Source organism: Acerihabitans sp., from assembly GCF_036398755.1.
In the GTDB taxonomy this organism is placed as follows: Bacteria; Pseudomonadota; Gammaproteobacteria; order Enterobacterales; family Enterobacteriaceae; genus Acerihabitans.
Genome location: NZ_DASWOM010000092.1, coordinates 41,823 through 60,108 on the forward strand (window position 1 = coordinate 41,823; position 18,286 = coordinate 60,108).

General features: G+C 53.8%; 17 protein-coding genes. All 17 read right to left on the bottom strand.

Going from position 1 to position 18,286, the window contains the following annotated elements; genetic code table 11:
- Window positions 1-4: 4 nt before the first annotated feature.
- The 17 genes from sctE to VGC33_RS15610 all read right to left on the bottom strand — a co-directional run bounded on the left by sctE (window position 5) and on the right by VGC33_RS15610 (window position 17,460).
- Window positions 5-1,768, bottom strand: coding sequence for a type III secretion system translocon subunit SseC family protein (gene sctE / locus VGC33_RS15530; RefSeq protein WP_331121673.1), 1,764 nt, complete (start codon window positions 1,766-1,768; stop codon window positions 5-7).
- Window positions 1,765-2,271: a type III secretion system translocator chaperone SicA gene (sicA, locus tag VGC33_RS15535; RefSeq protein WP_331121674.1), complete on the bottom strand. Its 507-nt coding sequence runs from the start codon at window positions 2,269-2,271 to the stop codon at window positions 1,765-1,767. Before sicA ends, sctE begins: the two co-directional genes overlap by 4 nt.
- A gap of 179 nt (window positions 2,272-2,450) precedes the next feature.
- Window positions 2,451-3,605 carry an EscU/YscU/HrcU family type III secretion system export apparatus switch protein gene (locus VGC33_RS15540; protein ID WP_331121675.1) on the bottom strand — a complete coding sequence of 385 codons (1,155 nt, stop codon included), beginning with the start codon at window positions 3,603-3,605 and terminating at the stop codon, window positions 2,451-2,453.
- Window positions 3,606-3,607: 2 nt separating this feature from the next.
- Complete coding sequence (sctT, locus tag VGC33_RS15545) at window positions 3,608-4,378, bottom strand: type III secretion system export apparatus subunit SctT (RefSeq protein WP_331121676.1); 771 nt, start codon at window positions 4,376-4,378, stop codon at window positions 3,608-3,610.
- Window positions 4,379-4,381: 3 nt separating this feature from the next.
- A complete protein-coding gene (locus VGC33_RS15550) occupies window positions 4,382-4,639 on the bottom strand; it encodes an EscS/YscS/HrcS family type III secretion system export apparatus protein (RefSeq protein ID WP_331121677.1) in 258 nt (85 codons plus the stop codon).
- A gap of 23 nt (window positions 4,640-4,662) precedes the next feature.
- Window positions 4,663-5,319, bottom strand: coding sequence for an EscR/YscR/HrcR family type III secretion system export apparatus protein (locus tag VGC33_RS15555; protein WP_331121678.1), 657 nt, complete (start codon window positions 5,317-5,319; stop codon window positions 4,663-4,665).
- Entirely contained in the window at window positions 5,312-6,280 is a 969-nt protein-coding gene (gene sctQ, locus VGC33_RS15560; protein ID WP_331121679.1) for a type III secretion system cytoplasmic ring protein SctQ, read from the bottom strand. The genes VGC33_RS15555 and sctQ overlap by 8 nt, the downstream gene beginning before the upstream one ends.
- On the bottom strand, window positions 6,277-7,242 hold the full coding sequence (locus tag VGC33_RS15565; protein WP_331121680.1) for a SpaN/EivJ family type III secretion system needle length determinant: 966 nt from the start codon (window positions 7,240-7,242) through the stop codon (window positions 6,277-6,279). The genes sctQ and VGC33_RS15565 overlap by 4 nt, the downstream gene beginning before the upstream one ends.
- Window positions 7,230-7,682 (bottom strand): SpaM family type III secretion system protein, encoded by a 453-nt coding sequence (locus VGC33_RS15570; protein WP_331121681.1) that lies wholly within the window; start codon window positions 7,680-7,682, stop codon window positions 7,230-7,232. Before VGC33_RS15570 ends, VGC33_RS15565 begins: the two co-directional genes overlap by 13 nt.
- Window positions 7,666-8,961 carry a type III secretion system ATPase SctN gene (gene sctN, locus VGC33_RS15575; RefSeq protein WP_331121682.1) on the bottom strand — a complete coding sequence of 432 codons (1,296 nt, stop codon included), beginning with the start codon at window positions 8,959-8,961 and terminating at the stop codon, window positions 7,666-7,668. The genes VGC33_RS15570 and sctN overlap by 17 nt, the downstream gene beginning before the upstream one ends.
- On the bottom strand, window positions 8,961-9,362 hold the full coding sequence (locus VGC33_RS15580) for an InvB/SpaK family type III secretion system chaperone (protein WP_331121683.1): 402 nt from the start codon (window positions 9,360-9,362) through the stop codon (window positions 8,961-8,963). Before VGC33_RS15580 ends, sctN begins: the two co-directional genes overlap by 1 nt.
- 18 nt (window positions 9,363-9,380) lie before the next feature.
- On the bottom strand, window positions 9,381-11,438 hold the full coding sequence (locus VGC33_RS15585) for an EscV/YscV/HrcV family type III secretion system export apparatus protein (protein ID WP_331121684.1): 2,058 nt from the start codon (window positions 11,436-11,438) through the stop codon (window positions 9,381-9,383).
- A 39-nt stretch (window positions 11,439-11,477) separates the two neighbouring features.
- A complete protein-coding gene (gene sctW, locus VGC33_RS15590) occupies window positions 11,478-12,578 on the bottom strand; it encodes a type III secretion system gatekeeper subunit SctW (RefSeq protein WP_331121685.1) in 1,101 nt (366 codons plus the stop codon).
- Complete coding sequence (gene sctC / locus VGC33_RS15595; protein ID WP_331121686.1) at window positions 12,569-14,269, bottom strand: type III secretion system outer membrane ring subunit SctC; 1,701 nt, start codon at window positions 14,267-14,269, stop codon at window positions 12,569-12,571. Before sctC ends, sctW begins: the two co-directional genes overlap by 10 nt.
- Window positions 14,266-14,856 (bottom strand): helix-turn-helix domain-containing protein, encoded by a 591-nt coding sequence (locus tag VGC33_RS15600; protein WP_331121687.1) that lies wholly within the window; start codon window positions 14,854-14,856, stop codon window positions 14,266-14,268. The genes sctC and VGC33_RS15600 overlap by 4 nt, the downstream gene beginning before the upstream one ends.
- Before the next feature lie 373 nt (window positions 14,857-15,229).
- Window positions 15,230-15,706, bottom strand: a complete 477-nt coding sequence (iagB, locus tag VGC33_RS15605) for a type III secretion system invasion protein IagB (RefSeq protein WP_331121688.1) — start codon at window positions 15,704-15,706, stop codon at window positions 15,230-15,232.
- Between the two features lie 5 nt (window positions 15,707-15,711).
- A complete protein-coding gene (locus VGC33_RS15610; protein ID WP_331121689.1) occupies window positions 15,712-17,460 on the bottom strand; it encodes a winged helix-turn-helix domain-containing protein in 1,749 nt (582 codons plus the stop codon).
- Between the last annotated feature and the right edge of the window lie 826 nt (window positions 17,461-18,286).

Consider the following 18,286-nt stretch of genomic DNA (forward strand, 5'->3'; position numbering starts at 1 on the left):
TTAATTAGGCGGACGTTCTAGAGAAACTGAATAAATCAATGCGTGTTTGTTGGTAAGAATCCATTATTCTACTAACATTGGTTATAAGCATTTCATTTAATGACTGCCATTGATTGAATACTTCAGCTACCTGCGCAGCCATTATGTTAATTTGCCGACTTTCCTGTAAGGCTACATACAAGTCCGACTCTAATGTTTTGATTGAGCGTTGCACATTGCCCTGCACTCCCGTTCCAACGGCCTGAAAGGTTCCGTTGGTTACCTCTAAAACATTACTGGCCCGATTAAGGTTATTGACACGATTTAACACCTGCGCCCTGTCCATGGATATGGAGAATTTTTCCATTAGCCGGTTAAAATTTTTGCTGACCAGGGCGACTGATTGGCCAACCAGTTTTTTTAGCACCTCAGGAACCAGTTTTTGAATGGCATTACTCATCATTTTGCCAACGGAGGCGGCGGCGGATTTGCCCACCAGTACCGCGGCGATAATTAACGCCGCGGCAACCAAGGCGCCGACAATTGCCCCTACGGTGGCGGCGGTTTTAGCATCAACGCCCAAACCCTCCAGGACTTTGCTTATGGCCTTGCTTAGCGCATTGATAAGCGGGCCGATCACATTATCCATCAAGGGGCGCATTGCCTTTTCCATAAATGAGACACCGGTAATGGCCTTGCCTATCATATCTGCCGCCATAAGCGCCATCCCCACCGCGGCAAGCGCCAGGCTGGCGCCACCGGTGAAAACAGCGCCAACCACGCTGAGAAGCGTTAGAAGCCCGCCCAGTATTTTGCCCACGCAGCCCATAGCTTTATTGAGGGCCGCGGCCTTTTGCAATTCCGCGGCGTGCTCATCTGCTTTCTTTTCCATCAAAGCCTGCTGTTGTTTCTGCATGCTTTGGACTTTTTTGCTTTGATCCTTGAATTTTTGCAGGGTATTGGCATCTCCTAGTTTAAGAAAGGCCAATGTCAATTCCAGCAATCGAACCATGATGTTTTTTAAAGGTTCGGGCGTCAACGAAGGCGCGTTGGGCTTACTGCTTTTCGAATAGATCTCATCGAGCTTTTCGATGCTATCCCAGGCGGCGTTATAAGAGGCATTCGCCTTATTTTGCGCTTGCTCAAATTTCCCCTGCGCCTGGTTCACCTCACCCTCAGCGTCGGCAACGGCCTGCAGCGCCGCGGCGTAACCCTCATCATCCGGTGCTAATAGCGTCAATGCCGCTTTTGCCTGGTTCAGGGCGCGCTGTTTTTCCGTCAAATCATTTTCCGCGTGTTGCAGCGCTTCTATATCCGCTTCGGCGATCGCCATCGCGGTCTGACTGGCCTCCAGCGCCTGCCGGTATTCGGCCTCCAAGGACGTACTGAATTGTGTTGAAGCCGTATGTTTCGCCAGCGCCAGCTCCAGGCGTTGCTGCAACTTACCTAAAGATAGCCCCGTCATTAAATCCAAGGCGCGGTGCAATAATTCTTGCAATGCAATCAGGCCGGTAAATTGTTTTTGCTCAGCACCCAGAATGTTGGGCATTACACTATTTGCCTGGTGTAATTGTCCGGGGGCTGCATTCGATTCATCAGCGCCAGCCTTGATAATTGATACCAGTTCCGCGGTTGCCTGCGCCGCCTGCTTGCTTAATAATAAACTGCTATCTTTTGAAAAAGAGGCACTCATATTAGTTGGTGTGACAGACTGTTGATTTTGAGGGTTTTCATAAATATTATTACTTCCAGGATTCGTCATACTAATGCTATCGAAAGATTGCGTCATGTCGTTTCCTCTTTTTTTGTAGCAGTCGCTTGCTCATCCACCGGTGTTTTTAACGTATCTAAATATACTCCGGCACGATTTTTTAAATTTTCATCTTTGCTCTGCTCTACCACCAATTCAAAACATTGCCTGGCTTTATTGGCTTTCTTTAGCAAAAGTTGACATTGTCCGCTAAAAAAAACCGGTCGGTAATCATTTTTTGCCAAGGAGAAAGCCACTGCATAGATATCCGCCGCCTTCTGATATTCTTTTTTTAACTGATATACTGCGCCTAGCCCCAAATAATAATCCGGGTTATAAAAATCATAGATGCAGAGGAACCTAAAAAATGTAGCCGCTTCATCTAACTGCCCCTTATTGTAAAAATTATACGCATGGGCATATACCCCTTCCATAAGGTCAGACGGAATATCATGTATATCTTTTAAGGTCATGCCGCTATTTACCGCATTCCAAAGAAGTTCTGCGATTTTATCTTCACTTACGTCATTAACAATACTCATATATTACTCCTGAATATGTCACCGGCAATGATGGTGACTTGATTGAAACATTAAGGGGATGGAAAAACTTTCATTTTTCGCTTAATAAATTATGACAGGGAACAGAGGGGAATTTAGCGCTAAAGGCCTCTAATCCACTACCTCAAGAATGCGTTAACCCTCTGTCTCCAATGCCTTTTTTACTTACGGTCACGCCAAAGTGTCGTTATGCCGTTTTCTTTTTCCGGTTCTTCCCGCACGGGAACGGGGTCAAGATGCTCGGAAGCAACATTTTCCTGTCCCTGACTTGCGGTGATCACCTCATCTCGCCAAGCATTCTCAACTTCTTTTAGCCAAATAAGAATATCGATAAATTTCTCGAAATCTTCGGGGTGAACATATGAATACAACTTATTACTCTTATAAATCTTCCTTGCAAGCTTGATGTCCGTCACCACCGGTACGCCGATTTTCTCCGCATAGGCGCGCACCGCCAATGCCCGCTGATTGGACTCCTTGATCGAAATAAATGGCGCCGGCACTACATCCGGATCGTAATACACGCCGATGGCGATATGCGTCGGGTTAACCAGGATAAACTGGGAGTCCTTGATATTGGCTTTGGCTTGCTCCGAAAGGATTTCCCGGTGCAATTGCCGGCGGCGATGCTTCATTTCCGGATTCCCCTCCTGCTCCTTGTACTCGCGTTTGACCTCGTGCTTTTCCATTTTTAATTCTTTGATATGCAAGAAATAGTCCGCAAGCGCATCCAGTATCGACACCAGGATGATGCACAGCAGGCAGGTGATAACCAGCGACAGCAGCAGTTCCCGCCAGATATTAATCATGTTGCCCACGTTGCCGTGCAACTGGGCAAAGATCAGCAGCTTATTGTTTTGCCAGAAGATAATGGCCGCCACGATAAAACAGCCGAGATGCAGCACGGCTTTTATGCCGTCCTTGATAGTCCTGATGCTGAAGATTTTTTTAAACCCTTTGGCGGGGTTTAACGCGCCGAAATTGATTTTCAGCGCCCCGGTGGCCAGCATAAACCCGGTTTGCAGCAGGGTGGGCAACGCGGACGCCAGCAGGCAAACCAGCACGATGGGCAAGGATATTTTCAGCCCCAGCAGCAGGATGGCGGTGCTGTAGGCCTTGATATCCATCTGGAAGTTGCCGGCAATGATATTGCGGTAGGCCTCAAGCAGCGGCGCCAGCGTACTGGACTTGGTGAGCATGATGATTCCGCACAGCAGCAGGCAGGCGATAATCAACTCGCGACATTTGAAGGTCTGGCCTTTTTTCGCCGCGTCTTTTAGCTTTTTCGGCGTTGGTTTTTCCGTTTTGTTTGACATGTTTAATCAGGCTTCAACCCTATATCCAGCGCGCCGGGCTGGGGCGCCAGCGCTTTGAAGGCGTCGGGTAAATAGGGTGAGAAATAAAGAATCAGCACCACAAACGCGATCAGGCTTTTTATCGTCAATGAAATGGAAAAGGCGTTCATTTGCGGCGCAAAGCGCGACAGCAGACCCAAAATCACTTCCGATAACAGCAGACAGACCAGTACCGGGCTTGCCAATACCATGATCCGGGCCATCATTTGGCCCACGACGCCCAGCAACGGCTTAAGCGCCGGCGAGCAGGTTTGCAGCGGATCGCAAAGCTGGTAGCTTTGTTGGAATGTCTCCATCATCAGCAGCATTCCGCCACCGGCCAGAAACAGGGCGCCGGCAAATAAGTTAAAGAGATTGGCCAGTTCCGAGGTATCCACCCCGCTCATGGGATCAAAGGTGCTGCTAACGGTGGCCCCGCGTTGATGGTCGATAACACAGCCGATGCCGTGCATAATCCAGAACGGCAGGGCAAACAGGATGCCCAAGACCAAGCCAATCATCAGTTCCTGGCCCAGCACGCCCCAGAAATTGATGTCCGCCACCGGCAACCGTTCGAGGGAATAAGGCCATAGTGAGGCGCCGATAAAAATCGCCACCGGCAGGCGGATATTGGCGCTGACGATATTGCTGCTCAAAAAAGGCAGTAATAGAAAGACCGGCATAATCCTGGCGGAGGTTAAAATCATCACCTGGAGCCAATGCTGGAAATCAAGCCATGTGGAAAAATCCGTCATAGGCTACCGGCTCAACGCCATTCTGATCACTTCCTGGCCAAAACCAAGCAGTGTTTCGCCATACCAGCCTGACAAAATAAAAAGACATAATGTAACCGACATCAGCTTGATGCCGAATGGCAATGTCTGTTCCTGTAATTGTAAAACGGTTTGTAATAACCCGACCATTAACCCTACCACCGTTGCCACCAGTACCGGCCCCGCGGAGAGAATGAGTACCAGGTACAAGGCTTTATTACCCGCAAATACTACGTCATTCATTTTTATGCCCTATTAATACTTTTTCAGGTGGCAAGATCGATATATTGCAAAATCAGTCCCTTGGAAAGTAATGTCCAGCCATCAAGCACCACAAAAAGAATGAGCTTAATAGGTACGGATATGGTTATGGGGCTCATCATCATCATACCTAATGAGAGCAAAATACTGGAAATCAGCAGGTCCACCACCACAAATGGCAAATACAGATAAAAACCGATTTTAAAGGCATTTTTGATTTCACTTAACGCGTAGGCCGGCAGCAGGGCCAACATGGATGGCGTTGCCTGTTCTTGCTCATACGCATGATCGTTGCTCTGCCGGGACTGCGCTTTTTCGAAAAACGCCGCCAGGTCGGGATCGGCGTACTTTTGCAAATACGCTTTATAGCCGCTCATGCCGTTTTCAACAAAATCAACCACGGTTTCCACGCTTGTGAACTGAACGTTATCCTCGGTGAAGGCGTTATGGGCGTCCCGCGCCACCGGTGCCATAACAAACATGGCCAATATCAGGGCCACCCCGTTCAGGGTCATATTCGAAGGCACCTGTTGCAGCCCCAAGGCATTACGCACGATGACGAATACTATGGAAAATTTAACGTAACAGGTGCCTGCGGCAATTAAAAACGGCAATAACGACAGGAACGATAGTGTGGCGATGATCCCAATTTCATTAGGCATGGGAATCATCCGGATAAAGTTCCATTATTTCGACCCCCAGGCGATCTTCCAATTGCACTAATTCGCCGCGCGCCAGCAGATGGCCGTTGCTTCTCAGCTCAATATTTTGCTCGCAGGCAGGGTCCAGCCCCAGAACCTTGCCGGCGAAGAATGCCTGTACCTCGCCGATCGACAGGAAGCGGCGCTGTAAAATAAACTCAACGTTTAACGGCAGCGCGGCCATGGCCTCCGGCAGGGGCGCGCTGTCCATTGAGGGCTGATGGTCGTCCATGGGCTGACGGTATTCGTCATAACCTCCTTCATGGCCTTCGTCCTGGACTTCTTCATGGTTTTCATCAATCATTATCATTTCCTCTTGTTGGCAAAAATGTCCCATCCGTTTACCCTGGCATGTCACACGGCGCGTGCGTGTGGTAATCAGCACGATATCGCCAACGGCCACCTCGCCCGCTATCGCCGCCGGCAGCCGGCTGACGCCCAGGATAAACGCCAGGGTAAGCGGCACGCCCCGCAGGCGATGACCGCCTTGCATCGGCGGCATAGCCCGGCGGGGAGCGATTGCCTTGATCCAGAGCGCACACTCCCGGGCGCTGACCCTTGGCATAGGCGCGTCGCGGCCTTCGATCGGCGCCACGGATTCCTGCGCCTGTAAACGCCTGTAGTCCAGCGCGCCGTCGGCAAAGGTCAGGGGCCGGGGCATGGCGTTAAACAACGCCATGATTTGCCGGTCATCGCAGGCCGACGCCGCCATGGCGGCCAGCTCCGGCGCGGTCTGCGCCAGCCATTCACGCGGATCCAGCAGCGCCTGCCACTCGCCGTCATCGGCGTTTACCCTTATCAGCGGCCCCAGCGACGGGGGGAAGCCCAGCCCGGCGGCGACGCCGCGGGCGCGCCACCCCGCCAGCACCGGGTGCCAGGCCGCTTGCGCCTTTGGCAGCCTGCGCAGCGCAAATTTGCTCACTCTTCATCCTCCTGCGGGGGATCCTGATTTGGCTGTTGTCCGCGTTGCTCATCGCCGGCGGGCAATAACCGGTAGCCTTCCGGCATGTGATGGTTGGTCATTTGCCTGAGCACTTCCTGGCTCGAGGGCAGCAACGTCACGCTTTGTCCGGCCGCAACCTGGACACGATGATTGCCCGGCACCGAATTAAAGGCGTAGGTCAAGGTGCGGCCGGTGTTTGCGCCCGGTTGCTGCTGCGCCGGGGGGGCCTCATGGCCGGGATTTGCCTGCCGATTGAATGCCTGCTGCCCGGCCCGCGCCTCATTGGCCTGATAATCCGCCTGGGCGGCCATGCCCGGGGCGACGCCGGAAGCCAGTTCGGTCAAGATGCGCGCATCGGCGGCCGTACCCGATGTTCCCTCGATTTCGGTGCCGTGGGCGGCGGATCCGCCGTCGGACGCGGGTGATGTATTCCCGTCCTCCAGGGCCGCCGGCATCGGTGTGGCCATGGCGCGCATTCCCTCGCCGCGCTGGGCGCCGTGTTTATTTTCCCCAGCGAACGCGGCAAACGGATCCTGGTCCAGATCCGACAGTATTTGGCTTTCGCCGGCGGGAAGGGGTGATGGCGGCACAAGCAGCGTTGCTGGTGAGAGCAGCATAGGGGCAAGCACCTGGCGCGTATTGAACGCGGCGGGTTTAAGGCTATGTGCATCCGCTCCCCGCCCCATCGGCGTGCGCGCCGTGGTTTTCGCCGCCGACAAAAAACCCTTGTCGGCCAAGGCATGCTCAGTGTGCGCAATCGTGCCCGGGAAGACGGCGCCCGGCGGATGCTCGGCGGATATTGGCCGTTGCTTACGGCGCAGTTTCTTATCCACGGATTCATCCAGGGATATTTGCTGCTTGCGGGCAATGTCCCGGATACTTTCCACTTGGCTGCCCGCCGGGTAATGATGGCGACTGCCCAGGTTAGTTATGGCGACCATGTTATTATCTCCTGCGTTTCATTTTCATCCTGACGTAAACCGGCAAGCCTGAGCGCTTTTTTCTGCTTTTCGGCCCATGTCTGGTACTTTTCGTGTTTACGCTGCCAATGCAGCTTTTCCGCCTTGAGGGCGGCTATCTGCCGCGAGAATTCCCCACGTTCCTGCAGCAGCTTATGCTGCTGTACTTCCAGTTCTTTTATTTTCTGCCGGAAAACCGCGATACGGTGCTGGCATACATAAATCCGCGCTTTGTCCAGCATGCCGCTGGGGCGTTCCTGTTCAATCATCTGCCGCAGGCCGGTTTTTTGCCGGTCCAGCGCGCTGGACCGGGCCTCGTTTTCCGCCAGTTGGCGCTCGGTGGTGATGCGCCGCATATCACAACGCCGCAGGCTGGCGTCGCAGCGGCCGATCAATGTCTTGATATTACGCAACGACGTCATGCATCATCCGCAGGGTGGTGGCGTAATCGGTGCTTTCCCGCGTGGACTGGCGCAGCAATGCCATCAGCGCCTGGCGTTTACTCATGGCGCGGTCGTTTTCAGCGTTCTCGCCGGGCCGGTATTCGCCCATATCGAGAAATATCTGCAGTTCCTCAAGCCGGGCCATCAGGCGTCGCACCTCGCCGGCAAGGGTCTGGTGCCGCTCATCGGTAACCTGGCCGGCGACCCGGCTGATGCTGCGCAATATATCGATGGCGGGATAATGATTTTGCGCCGCCAGCTTGCGGCTCAGGTAAAAATGGCCGTCCAGGATGGAGCGGATTTCATCGGCAATCGGATCCGGCTCGTCGTCGCTTTCCAGCAATATGGTATAAAACGCGGTTATGCTGCCATGACGGGTATTCCCCGGCCGTTCAAGAATGCGCGGCATGGCGTCGAATACCGAGGCCGGGTAGCCGCGCCTGGCCGGCGGTTCCCCGGAGGCCAGGGCCACATCCCGCAAGGCGCGCGCATAGCGGGTGATGGAGTCTAAAAACAGCACCACTTTTTTGCCGCGATCGCGAAAATATTCCGCCACCGTGGTGGCCGCCCGGGCCGCATTGCAGCGATCGAGCGAGGAGAAATCCGAGGTGGCGTATACCAGCACGCATTTATCCTGCCGGCCGGAGCGGCGCAGGGACTCGGTGAATTCCGTGACTTCACGCCCGCGCTCCCCAATCAGCCCGATAACAAACACATCCGCCTCCGACCGGTCGATCAGCATATGCATCAGCACCGTTTTGCCGCACCCCGCCGAGGCGAATATGCCGACCCGCTGCCCGGTGCCGCAGGTCAGCAGGCCGTCGATGGCCCGGATGCCGGAAACAAAGGGCGCGTCGATAACGGCGCGGTCCAGATAAGGCGGCGCGTCGATATCGATGGGCCGGTTTTCCGGCTGGGGGCCGGGCGCCGGGGCATGCAGCCGTTCGACAACATTCCCCATGGGATCGATGACCGCGCCCAGAAGATGCATGCCGACGGTGATGCCCAACTGGGCGCCGGTGGGATGCAACACCACATCCCGGCACAAACCGCGGCCGTGGCCTATCAGGCTTAGCACCGTGCGATCCCCCTGGAAGCCCAGTACCTGGGCACGGGCCACCACCTCGGCCGTGCGCCAGTCGCGGCGCACTTCGCACATCTCGCCCACCGCCACACCCGGCAACTCGGCCTCGATAATCGGCCCCGCCAAGCGCAGAGGCCGGGCCTGGCGCCGCAGCAGCCTCATCCGGACGGTCATTAATGCATAACCTCGATGATTCGCTCCAGGCGCTCAAAATAGCCGCTCAGGGCCTCGGCGAATTTTTGCGCGCTTTGCAGGCAGTCCGGATGTAATAATGCTTTAAACTCAAGATGGCCCTCGTTTTCATTAAATGAAAATTGCTGGCCGCGGATAAAAGCGGCGCCGTCCATGTGTTCTTTCAACAGTGAAAACGCGCATTGCCGCAAGGCCGTCTCATTGTATTCGGCGACGCGCGACCATAACCAGATATCCTCTTCCTGGCAGCTGATATAAATGCTTGGCAAATCATTAAAATCAAGCGCAATTGTAGAATGGCTATCAAAATTATCCAACAGATTTGGATCACAGCCACTTTCCAATAAGGCTTCACGCACTAAAGCGGCGATATCAACATACATGCTTCATACTCCAGTTAATTAGATAGTTTTGATAACATTTACATTCACAGCTTCAGTCAATTCCCCAAAGGACATGACCTCTAAATCGCGAAAACGCGATTCGATGAGTTTTTTGACGAAGCGTCTTATATCCACCGAGGTTAATAAAACCATATCTTTTTGGGCAATCAATATGCTTTCTAAACCTACGGTAAACAAATCCATTAATTCATCCGATACTGCCGGTTCCAGATGGAGAAACGCACCGGATGAGGTATTCCTGACACCGCCGCGAATCGTTTCCTCAACCTCCGCGGAGAGAATGATTACTCTTAGCTCATTATTAATAGAAAATTTATGGCAGATATAGCGCGCCAGCGATCCCCTGATATGCTCAACCAGGGTAATCACGTCTTTTTCCCTGGGCGCCCATAGCGCCAGCGACTCCATGATGAGCTTCATGTTGCGGGTGGAGATACGCTCCGTTAGCAGGCGCTGCAATACTTCGGCAATACGCTGCACCGTGGCGTGGCGCAAAACTTCCTTCAGCAGGTCGGGATATTTATTCTCCATCAGGTCCAGCATATGCTTGGTTTCCTGGACGCCGAGGAATTCGTTCACATGGTGGGTCATCAGCACCGAAAAACAGTGATAGAGTTCATCCACCGCGGAGCGCAGCTGATAGCCTAATTGCAGCATCGATTCCCGCGCCTCGCGATGCACCCAGAGACAGTCCTTCTCCACGCGCATGTCGATATCGAGCTGATGGATTTCATCGTTCGCATTGACCACCCGTAGATAATCAAAGTGAAGGGTGAAAGCCTCGGCGCGGATCTCGTTGACCAATACCATTACGGTTTGCTCGTCGACATTTTCCGTGGCGCGGAGTATCAGCTCCGGCAGCTTGACGCCATAATCGACAAAAAACTGACTGCGCAGGCGCTCGGCGACCCGTTCTTTTTCTAATAAATCGTGATTGGAACGCGACATCACCAGGATCAACGCCACGGTTTCGGATGCCACGCGATCGATGTCCTCGATAATGCTTAACCGGCTGTCCAGCCCGTTCTCCGGCGCGGATTCCTCAGGATTAAACTCCGCGCCGCGGGAACCGGCGGCCGCGGTTTCCGCCCTGCGCTGTTTGCGATGGCGGAAATAAAACACGCTGGCCAGCGCGCCGGCCAGCAGTACGAACACCGGCAAGGGGAAACCGGGCAGCAGACCGATTGACAGCGCCAGAAACGCGGTAATCATCAGCGCAAACGGGTTGCCCATCATCTGTTCTATAATGGTGCGGCCCATATTGTCGCCATCGCCATTGACTCGCGTGACGATAAGCCCGGCGCTGATGGAGATAAGCAAGGCGGGGATTTGGCCGACCAATCCGTCGCCGATGGTCAGCATGGTGTAGGTATCCAGCGCCGTGGACATATCCATTTTATGCTGGCTCATGCCTACCGCCATGCCGCCGATCAGGTTGACGAACGTCACCAGGATACTGGCGATGGCGTCGCCCTTGATAAACTTCATCGCGCCGTCGAACGAGCCGTACAGCTGGCTTTCCCGTTCCAGGACGCTGCGCCGCTGGCGCGCGCCGTCGGCATCGATCATGCCGGCCTTCAGGTCGCCGTCGATGCTCATCTGCTTGCCGGGCATGCCGTCAAGGGAGAAACGGGCGGCCACTTCCGCCACGCGTTCCGACCCTTTGGTGATGACGATAAACTGCACCACGGTGACGATGGCGAAGATAACAAATCCCACCACCAGGTTGTCGCCGATGACAAACTGGCCGAAGGAGGCGATGATTTCGCCGGCGTCGGCGTCTGTCAGGATAAGCCTGGCGGTACTGATGGTCAGCGCCAGGCGGAATAGCGTGGTTATCAGCAGCACCGAGGGGAAGGTGGAAAAACTCAGGATGCGGTCGATGTAGAACGCGCCCATAAACACCAGCACGGCGATAACGATATTCAAGCCGATAAGAAAATCCAGTAAATATGTCGGTAAAGGAATAATCAACATACTGATGATCATGATCACCAGCGCCAGGATAAGCAGCTCCGGACGGGAATGTATATTATTCAGAAATTTTGTAAACACGTCGTTATCCCATACATAGACGGTTAAATTATACCGTCATTATCGATTCATTCGGCTTGCAATCACTTCACGTTTATAAGCCAGGCCGGCGAGGCATTCCAATTCTCTAAACATGCGCCGGGCCGAATCCGCACAAAAAAATAATTCAAGAGGCAACTCTTTGCATAGGCGAAACAGCTGTTGAAGAATAGCCGATCGCTCGTGGTGATCCAGCAATAAAAATGACGATCCCATTAGATGGTGAAGGTGTTCATCTATATCTTCAGGGAATTGCAGCAGCAAGAATAAAAATATCAGCCAATCCTGCTCGCTTTTATTTAAACCAACAATCAATTTATTTGATAATAGTTTTTTCATAAACAGATCGTCCCCCGAGCGAATTAGCCTGAGCTGGCACAATTTGCCGATGAAATCACCATATACCGATGGCGAGCTTGGGGTAACCGCATAGACGTCGGCCATCAGGGCGGCCTCGATAAACGCCGTTATCACGCTGCGATACCGATGGCCATAACAGGCGATCCACTCCTGATAATCCTCAAGCGCCCGGCGATCCTGCTGTAAAAACAGCCGGTAGCTGCCGCGCAGCATCGCCGGATTCAATTCCAGATGGGCCTGCCCGAACAGCCTGGCCTTAAGCGCGCAGTTTATGCCGGCGTTGAGCAGCCGCGAGTCGGCCTGCGCCTCGACGTCGGCCAGCAGCTCGGAAAGCGCCTTTCCCACCGTTTCATCAAGCCTGCGGCGGCGCAACAGCTCGCGCAGCACCATCACCAAATCACTGTCATCGGGGAACAGGGAGCGCGCATACTGCAAAAACAGATTTTTCTGGAACAGATTGCCGTCTTTAAGCATGCGCAGCAGCTGATCCACCTTGGGGACCACATCGTCGTCGAGGATGCGGGCAAAATTCATCTCCGTATCCCGCTCGTATTTTTCGTACTGACGCCGGCTGGCAAACTGGGCGGCCGCGGACGACGCGCTCTTGCCCGATTGCTCAGCAAGCTTGACCAGGCTGGCGGCGCTGCGTTTTATCTTGACCTTGGCGGACGCATCCTGCCCGGGCTGCCTGCCGGACACCTTGGCGTCCGGCAGGCTGAACAGGGTGGCGTTACCGATGCCGCCGGTGGCGTTTATCGCCATTTTTGGCTGTCCAGCAGGTTGCGCGACCAGTCGGGCAACGGTTCGGACCGGCGCCCCGCAATCAGGCTGTCCGCCACATTGCTGGCATCGGTTTGCAGGGGCTCGGTGATTTCCCGCGGCTCTATCAGGAATATACGCACCAGATTCGACTGGGTATTCTGTTTGAAACTGAACAGGCCGCCGATAAGGGGGATGCTGCCCAACACCGGTATCCTGCCCTCCCGGCCTGAGACTTCGTCGCGCGTATAACCGCCTATCAGCAGGCTTTTGCCCTGGGGAACCCGGGCCACGGTGCTGATATTGGTGCGTCCGACCTTGGGCAGGATATTTTCCCCGGACACCGTGCTTTCATTGAGTTCGTTGCCGTCCTCGATATTCAGCACCATTTCAATTTGGCCGTCGGCGGTAAAGCGCGGCAGGACGTTGACCATGGTGCCGTAGGTGACGTGCTGCAGCTCGACGTTGCGCTCGCCGATAAGCTGGGTGTAAAAGGTGCGGTTATTGTCAAAGATAGCCGGAATATTTTCCTGGGTCAGCACCACCGGGCGCGAGACGATATTGGCGCGGTTTTTCTGCGATAACGCCTGGATGGACGCGACAAAACGCGCGCCGTCCAGGGTGGAATAGGAGCCGCCGTTAAACGAAACGCCTAATTGGCTGCCGATATTGACGCTCCCCTGCCAGTTGACCCCCAGTTGATCCAGGTCGTCCCGATGGATATCGACAATCCAGAGGGAAAGTTCGACATGCCGCTTTGTCGTATCCAGCGCCGACACCAGATTGGTGATCAGCTGGACCTGCTTGGCGGTGCCCTTCACCAGCAGGCTGTTGGTATTGGGGTTGGCGATCACGTTAATCGGGCTTGATACCGATTCGGCGCGCAGCGCTTGCGCCAGGCTCGCCCGGGGCTGGTACACCGAGGCTCCCGCCCCGAGCGCCTCAAGATTGAACTCGGGCATCTTCGGCGCCGGCATGGCGTCCGGCATAAGGGAGTGTACCGCTGGGTTTGATGTTTTGGTGCCGCCCTTGAGCAGCGCGTTTATGACCGTGGCCACGCCGGGGATGGTGATTTTTTCCCCCCGCTGTTCATAGACCCGGTCGGTGACGAAGGTGTTGCTTAAGTGGATGACCGCCGTTTTTTCATCGCCGGACCCGATGCCGGTAGCGGACTGCTCATCCATGTTTTTGGCGGTATTCATCACCAGATCGACATAAAAAGGCGGTCCGGAAATGTAAAACGTGCCGCTGTTGTCATCGCCGCGCAGCGGATAGCGGCTATCGAGCAGCTTGGATTTGCGCAGGAAATTATCCAGCGCGGTAAAAGAGGTATTGTTGAGCGACATCATTGAGTTGCGCATTTCGCCGGCGTCGTAGACGTAGATCGCCTGGCCGTCGTGATACCAAATCAGGCCGAGCTGTTGCGAGATTTTCTCCAGCAGATCCTGCGGATTGCTGAAGTCGAATTCGCCGCTGATTTGTTTGCGCGCCGCCAGCTTGCTGACGATGACCGGTTTGCCCAGACGCGACGACAGCGCGTCGAAAAACATCTTTAAGCCGTCTTTGTTGGCAACGTAACCTTCGGCGGCGGTATTAGCGCCGGTGAGGGGATTGGCCTGCGCCAGCAGAGGGACCATCCCGCCGAGCAGACACCAGAAAATCAGGCTTTGCTGCATAAATTTTTGCGATTTCATTTTTCCAGTTTCTTGTTGATGATGTTCCACAATCCCCGGGGGGAAACGCCAAAGGCATCCCTGATATCATTGGATAAATGAGAGGAAGACGCGTAGCCGTACCGCATCGCCACCTCCGTCAGGCTTTGCCCCTCCTCGACCACATCGAGCAGTGCTCTGGCGATGCGCCAGCCGCGCAGCTCGTTTTTTGCTGAATTGCCCAGGGCGTTACGGCACAGCCGACGGAAATGCGAATAAGACAAACCATAGCGCGCGCCCAGCTCGGTTATTTTTCCATTGTTGACCGATTCATTTAATAAAAACCTGATCAGCCAATACCATTCCGTGCGGCGTAAAAAAGACGCCAGCATGCCCATTTCCGCGGGCAGCTCATGGTTTTGAGTCAACAGCCACCGCTCGACGTCGCCGCAGTTGGCAATGAGCGGATCGCGGTTAAGCTCGATGCTGTCCCAATGCTGCAACGGGTCGTACTTTAATGAAACCCGGCGCGATTCATCAATAAACACCTGTAATTTCACCAGCGCAAATAAGGGCAGCTCCTGCTGACTTGGCGCACCGGATATAATTTCCATGGTAATTTTATTCATGACTAAAATACCGACCCACCCCTGCGATAAATTCAAGGTGGATGATTCATCACCCGACTGAAAATGGATTCGGCAAGCATTGCCATGGGTTTGCATCAGCCAGCAGGTTGGTTCGGTTATATCCTGTTTATAATTTTGCACAAGCGGATGGTGGGGCAATATGATACTCTCTTTGTTCATTATTAACCCCCCGCGTTTTTGATTGACCTTTATACTCATGATAATGCCTTTATGTTTTCAAGAAATCATGACGGGAATCTGATTCGTCGAGTTAAAATTTAATGATTAATAAAACGACAAGTTGCAAAACAGGCAAATAAAACACGACATCATGGAATAAGATGCAATTGCATATAGATATTAATTAGCCTGCTTATGAAATCGCCGGCGGCGCCATCTCCGCCGCATTTCCCGCGTCCAGTTTTTTATAATGTTCCCAAACGCGTTTGGCATAACGCATGCGCAGGTGTTTGCGGCCCGCGCCCGTTCCCGCGTTGTAGGCGCCCACCGCCTCCCAGGAATAGCCGTAGCGTTTCATCATATCCGAGAGCACCGAGGCGCCCACCATCACCGAAACGCAGCTATCCTCATACAGCCGGCGCTCATCGACGCCCAGGGTTTTTAACCGCGGCAAATGAACGCTGTTGATTTGCATCAGGCCGATATCCCTGGTGCCGTTGGCGTTCTTTCCCGTGGCGCGCGGATTCATATTCGATTCCGTCAACGCGATGGCCTGCAGCAGCCTGGATTCAATGGCGAAATGCTGTTCGGCCTGCGACCAGCAGTCCGCCGACGCGTGGGCGGTGAACCACATTAAACCGAACGCGATGAGGTATTTACCTGTGGGCATGGGTATCAAGACTCCGCAATATCGGCATGCAGGGGTTTGAGCCGTGGATCGTTGCGCCATAGCAGCAGGCAGGGCGAAGAGGCGCGGGAAAGCTGGTCATACCATGTTTTCGCCGCCCGGTATCCCTGGCATTGCAGGATAACCGGCAGCAACGCCGACGGCATCATATGGGAGGGACGGCGCATCAGCATGGCGACCTGCTCGCCGTTTACCGCCGCCGACTGCGAGAACATCCGCGTATAAAGCGCGTTCAAATAGACAATACCGTCCCGCTCGCCGCCGTGCATAAGAGGGGGGATGAGCTCCGCCGCCCGGCCGGACTGGCCCTCGCCGCACAGGATCACCGCCTGCATGCTGAGCAGCACCGGATGGGCCTGCTCAGCCGATAAAGAGTCCGCGGCGATCTCAAGCGCCGCCCGGGCGTTGCCGTCGCAATATTCCAGCCACATCATCAAGACCTGTACCGCAATCATTTCGGGCAGCATTTTGCGCGCCTGGCGCGCAAAATACAGCGCCCTGCCGATGTCCCCGACAATGAACAGATGCCAGGCATAGTAATAATTAACCCAAGGATTGTCTCCGGCCACCGCCAGCGCCCGCCGGAACATATCCGCCGCCTGGCTGAACGTCGAATTCAATCCCCGCAGCACGCCGCCCAGCGCCAGCGCCCCGGGATGCTCCGCCGTGTGTTCCAGCACCTGGTCGACCAGCTCGCCGCACTTGCGCAGCGCATGGTCGAAATCCATCATTCCCATTTGGCCGAGGGCGAAATAGCACTCCGCCAGGTGAAAAAGCAGGTCTGGATTGTCCGGTGACTGTTGGCGTCCCTGTTTCAACAACGCCAGGGAACGGGTCAGGCTTGCCGGCGTATAGGCCAGCAGGGCGCCGCGCCCCTCGCGGTGAATGGCCTGCGGATCGTTGGGGACCGAGGGGGGATTTACGCTTTGCCCGCCCCCGCGCAGACAGGGGATATACTTCAGCAGCAGCGGCTTGATACGGCGTTTGATGCATGCCACCGTCAGCCGGCGGTCAAGGGTTATCCCCTCCCGATGCAGCACCAGATGATCCTGCGCGCGCATCAGTTCAATGCGCACCATCGGTCCGCTTGTCTGGGTCAACTGATATCCGGTCAGGTAATAATCCGGTTTGATCTTGTCCATCAGCTCAAGGGTTGATTGCAGCGTGGTGCAGCCACGCGTTAGCGACGAGGGTAAAACGTGCAGCCCGGCGGCCGTATGGCCGATCATGTCCTGCACAATGGCGTCGTGCAGCTCCAGCGCGTCCAGATGCGTATCCAGATGGAACGGCAACACCGCAAAAATACAGTTGGCGGTGGCCACGCGCTCGCGGGGCGCTACGCGGGTCACGGGAAGGGTAAAACGATAGCCTTTGCCATACACGGTATCGATAAACCGGTTATGCTTACCCTCCTGCAAAATGCGGCGCAACACATAAATACACCGGGTCAGCGATTCCTCGCCCACGTTGCCGCCGCACCAGACTTCATTAATAAGCCGGTCCTTGCTGACCACCTCGCCGGCGGATTCCAACAGCAGGATAAGCACCCCCAGCTCTTTGGGCGATATGCTGATTTTCTGGTCTTTGTGAAACAGCACCCGGGTAGAGTTAAGAATAAAATCACCAAATGTGTACTGTACTTTAAAATGGCTTACGACCTCTTTCCTGACCCCTTTGATCGGAAGCGGAGCCGGCGGAATATTCATATCACGCGGTTTATTAAATACATTACTCATATTTTCTCCCTATCCGAGGATGACAATGGATTAAAATGGCCGATCGCCCCTGGATAAGCCTATGGTATTACCTGTTCACATTTCATCAATACACTGATCATTTCTTCTTTCTATATCTTATTGCCGCAGAAACCATCATCACAACCAAACTGCTTTAGAAAAAGTAATGATCAACTTCAACAATGAGTAAATTCATTATTTAAAGAATTACTTGGAATTTATTTTATTGCTATTATTGCACCTTGCTGTTAAACATCCATCGCCCCTCGGTTGCGTTTAAACACCGCGTCAACACGGATATTAACGGCTGCCACAGGCCATGATTTATACCATTGGGTTAAGCCGCCGTTCAGTTAACGTCAGCTTACCGTCATACCATATCCGTATTTGCAGGTTAGATCATAAAAATAATAAATTAATCCTTTTTTTAACAAGACCTTTATCATAGTTATGTTGGAAAAAACAATTTTGATATAACGGTTTTTCTTTAAATGATTAACCTATTCAATTATGCAACAGCATCACTAATTTTCTTTGCCGACATAGCCTGTTAAATAAAAACGGATTATATAGTGAGCACGCTTACTGTCAAATAAGCCGGCGGGGGGAAAGTAAAGTTATCTAAGCTATAGGTGGAGGGAAAACAAAAAAGCCGCGTGAATATCGGCATTGAGGGGCGAATGAAGGTATTCCCAACATAAATTAAAACATAAAATTAACATTTTTAACTATATCACAACACCACGCGCCGCGCCTGATGAAGCCGAAATCACCTGGGAGTGATTAAAAAAGCATCTATTTCCGGCGGTTAGCGGTATCATTTCCT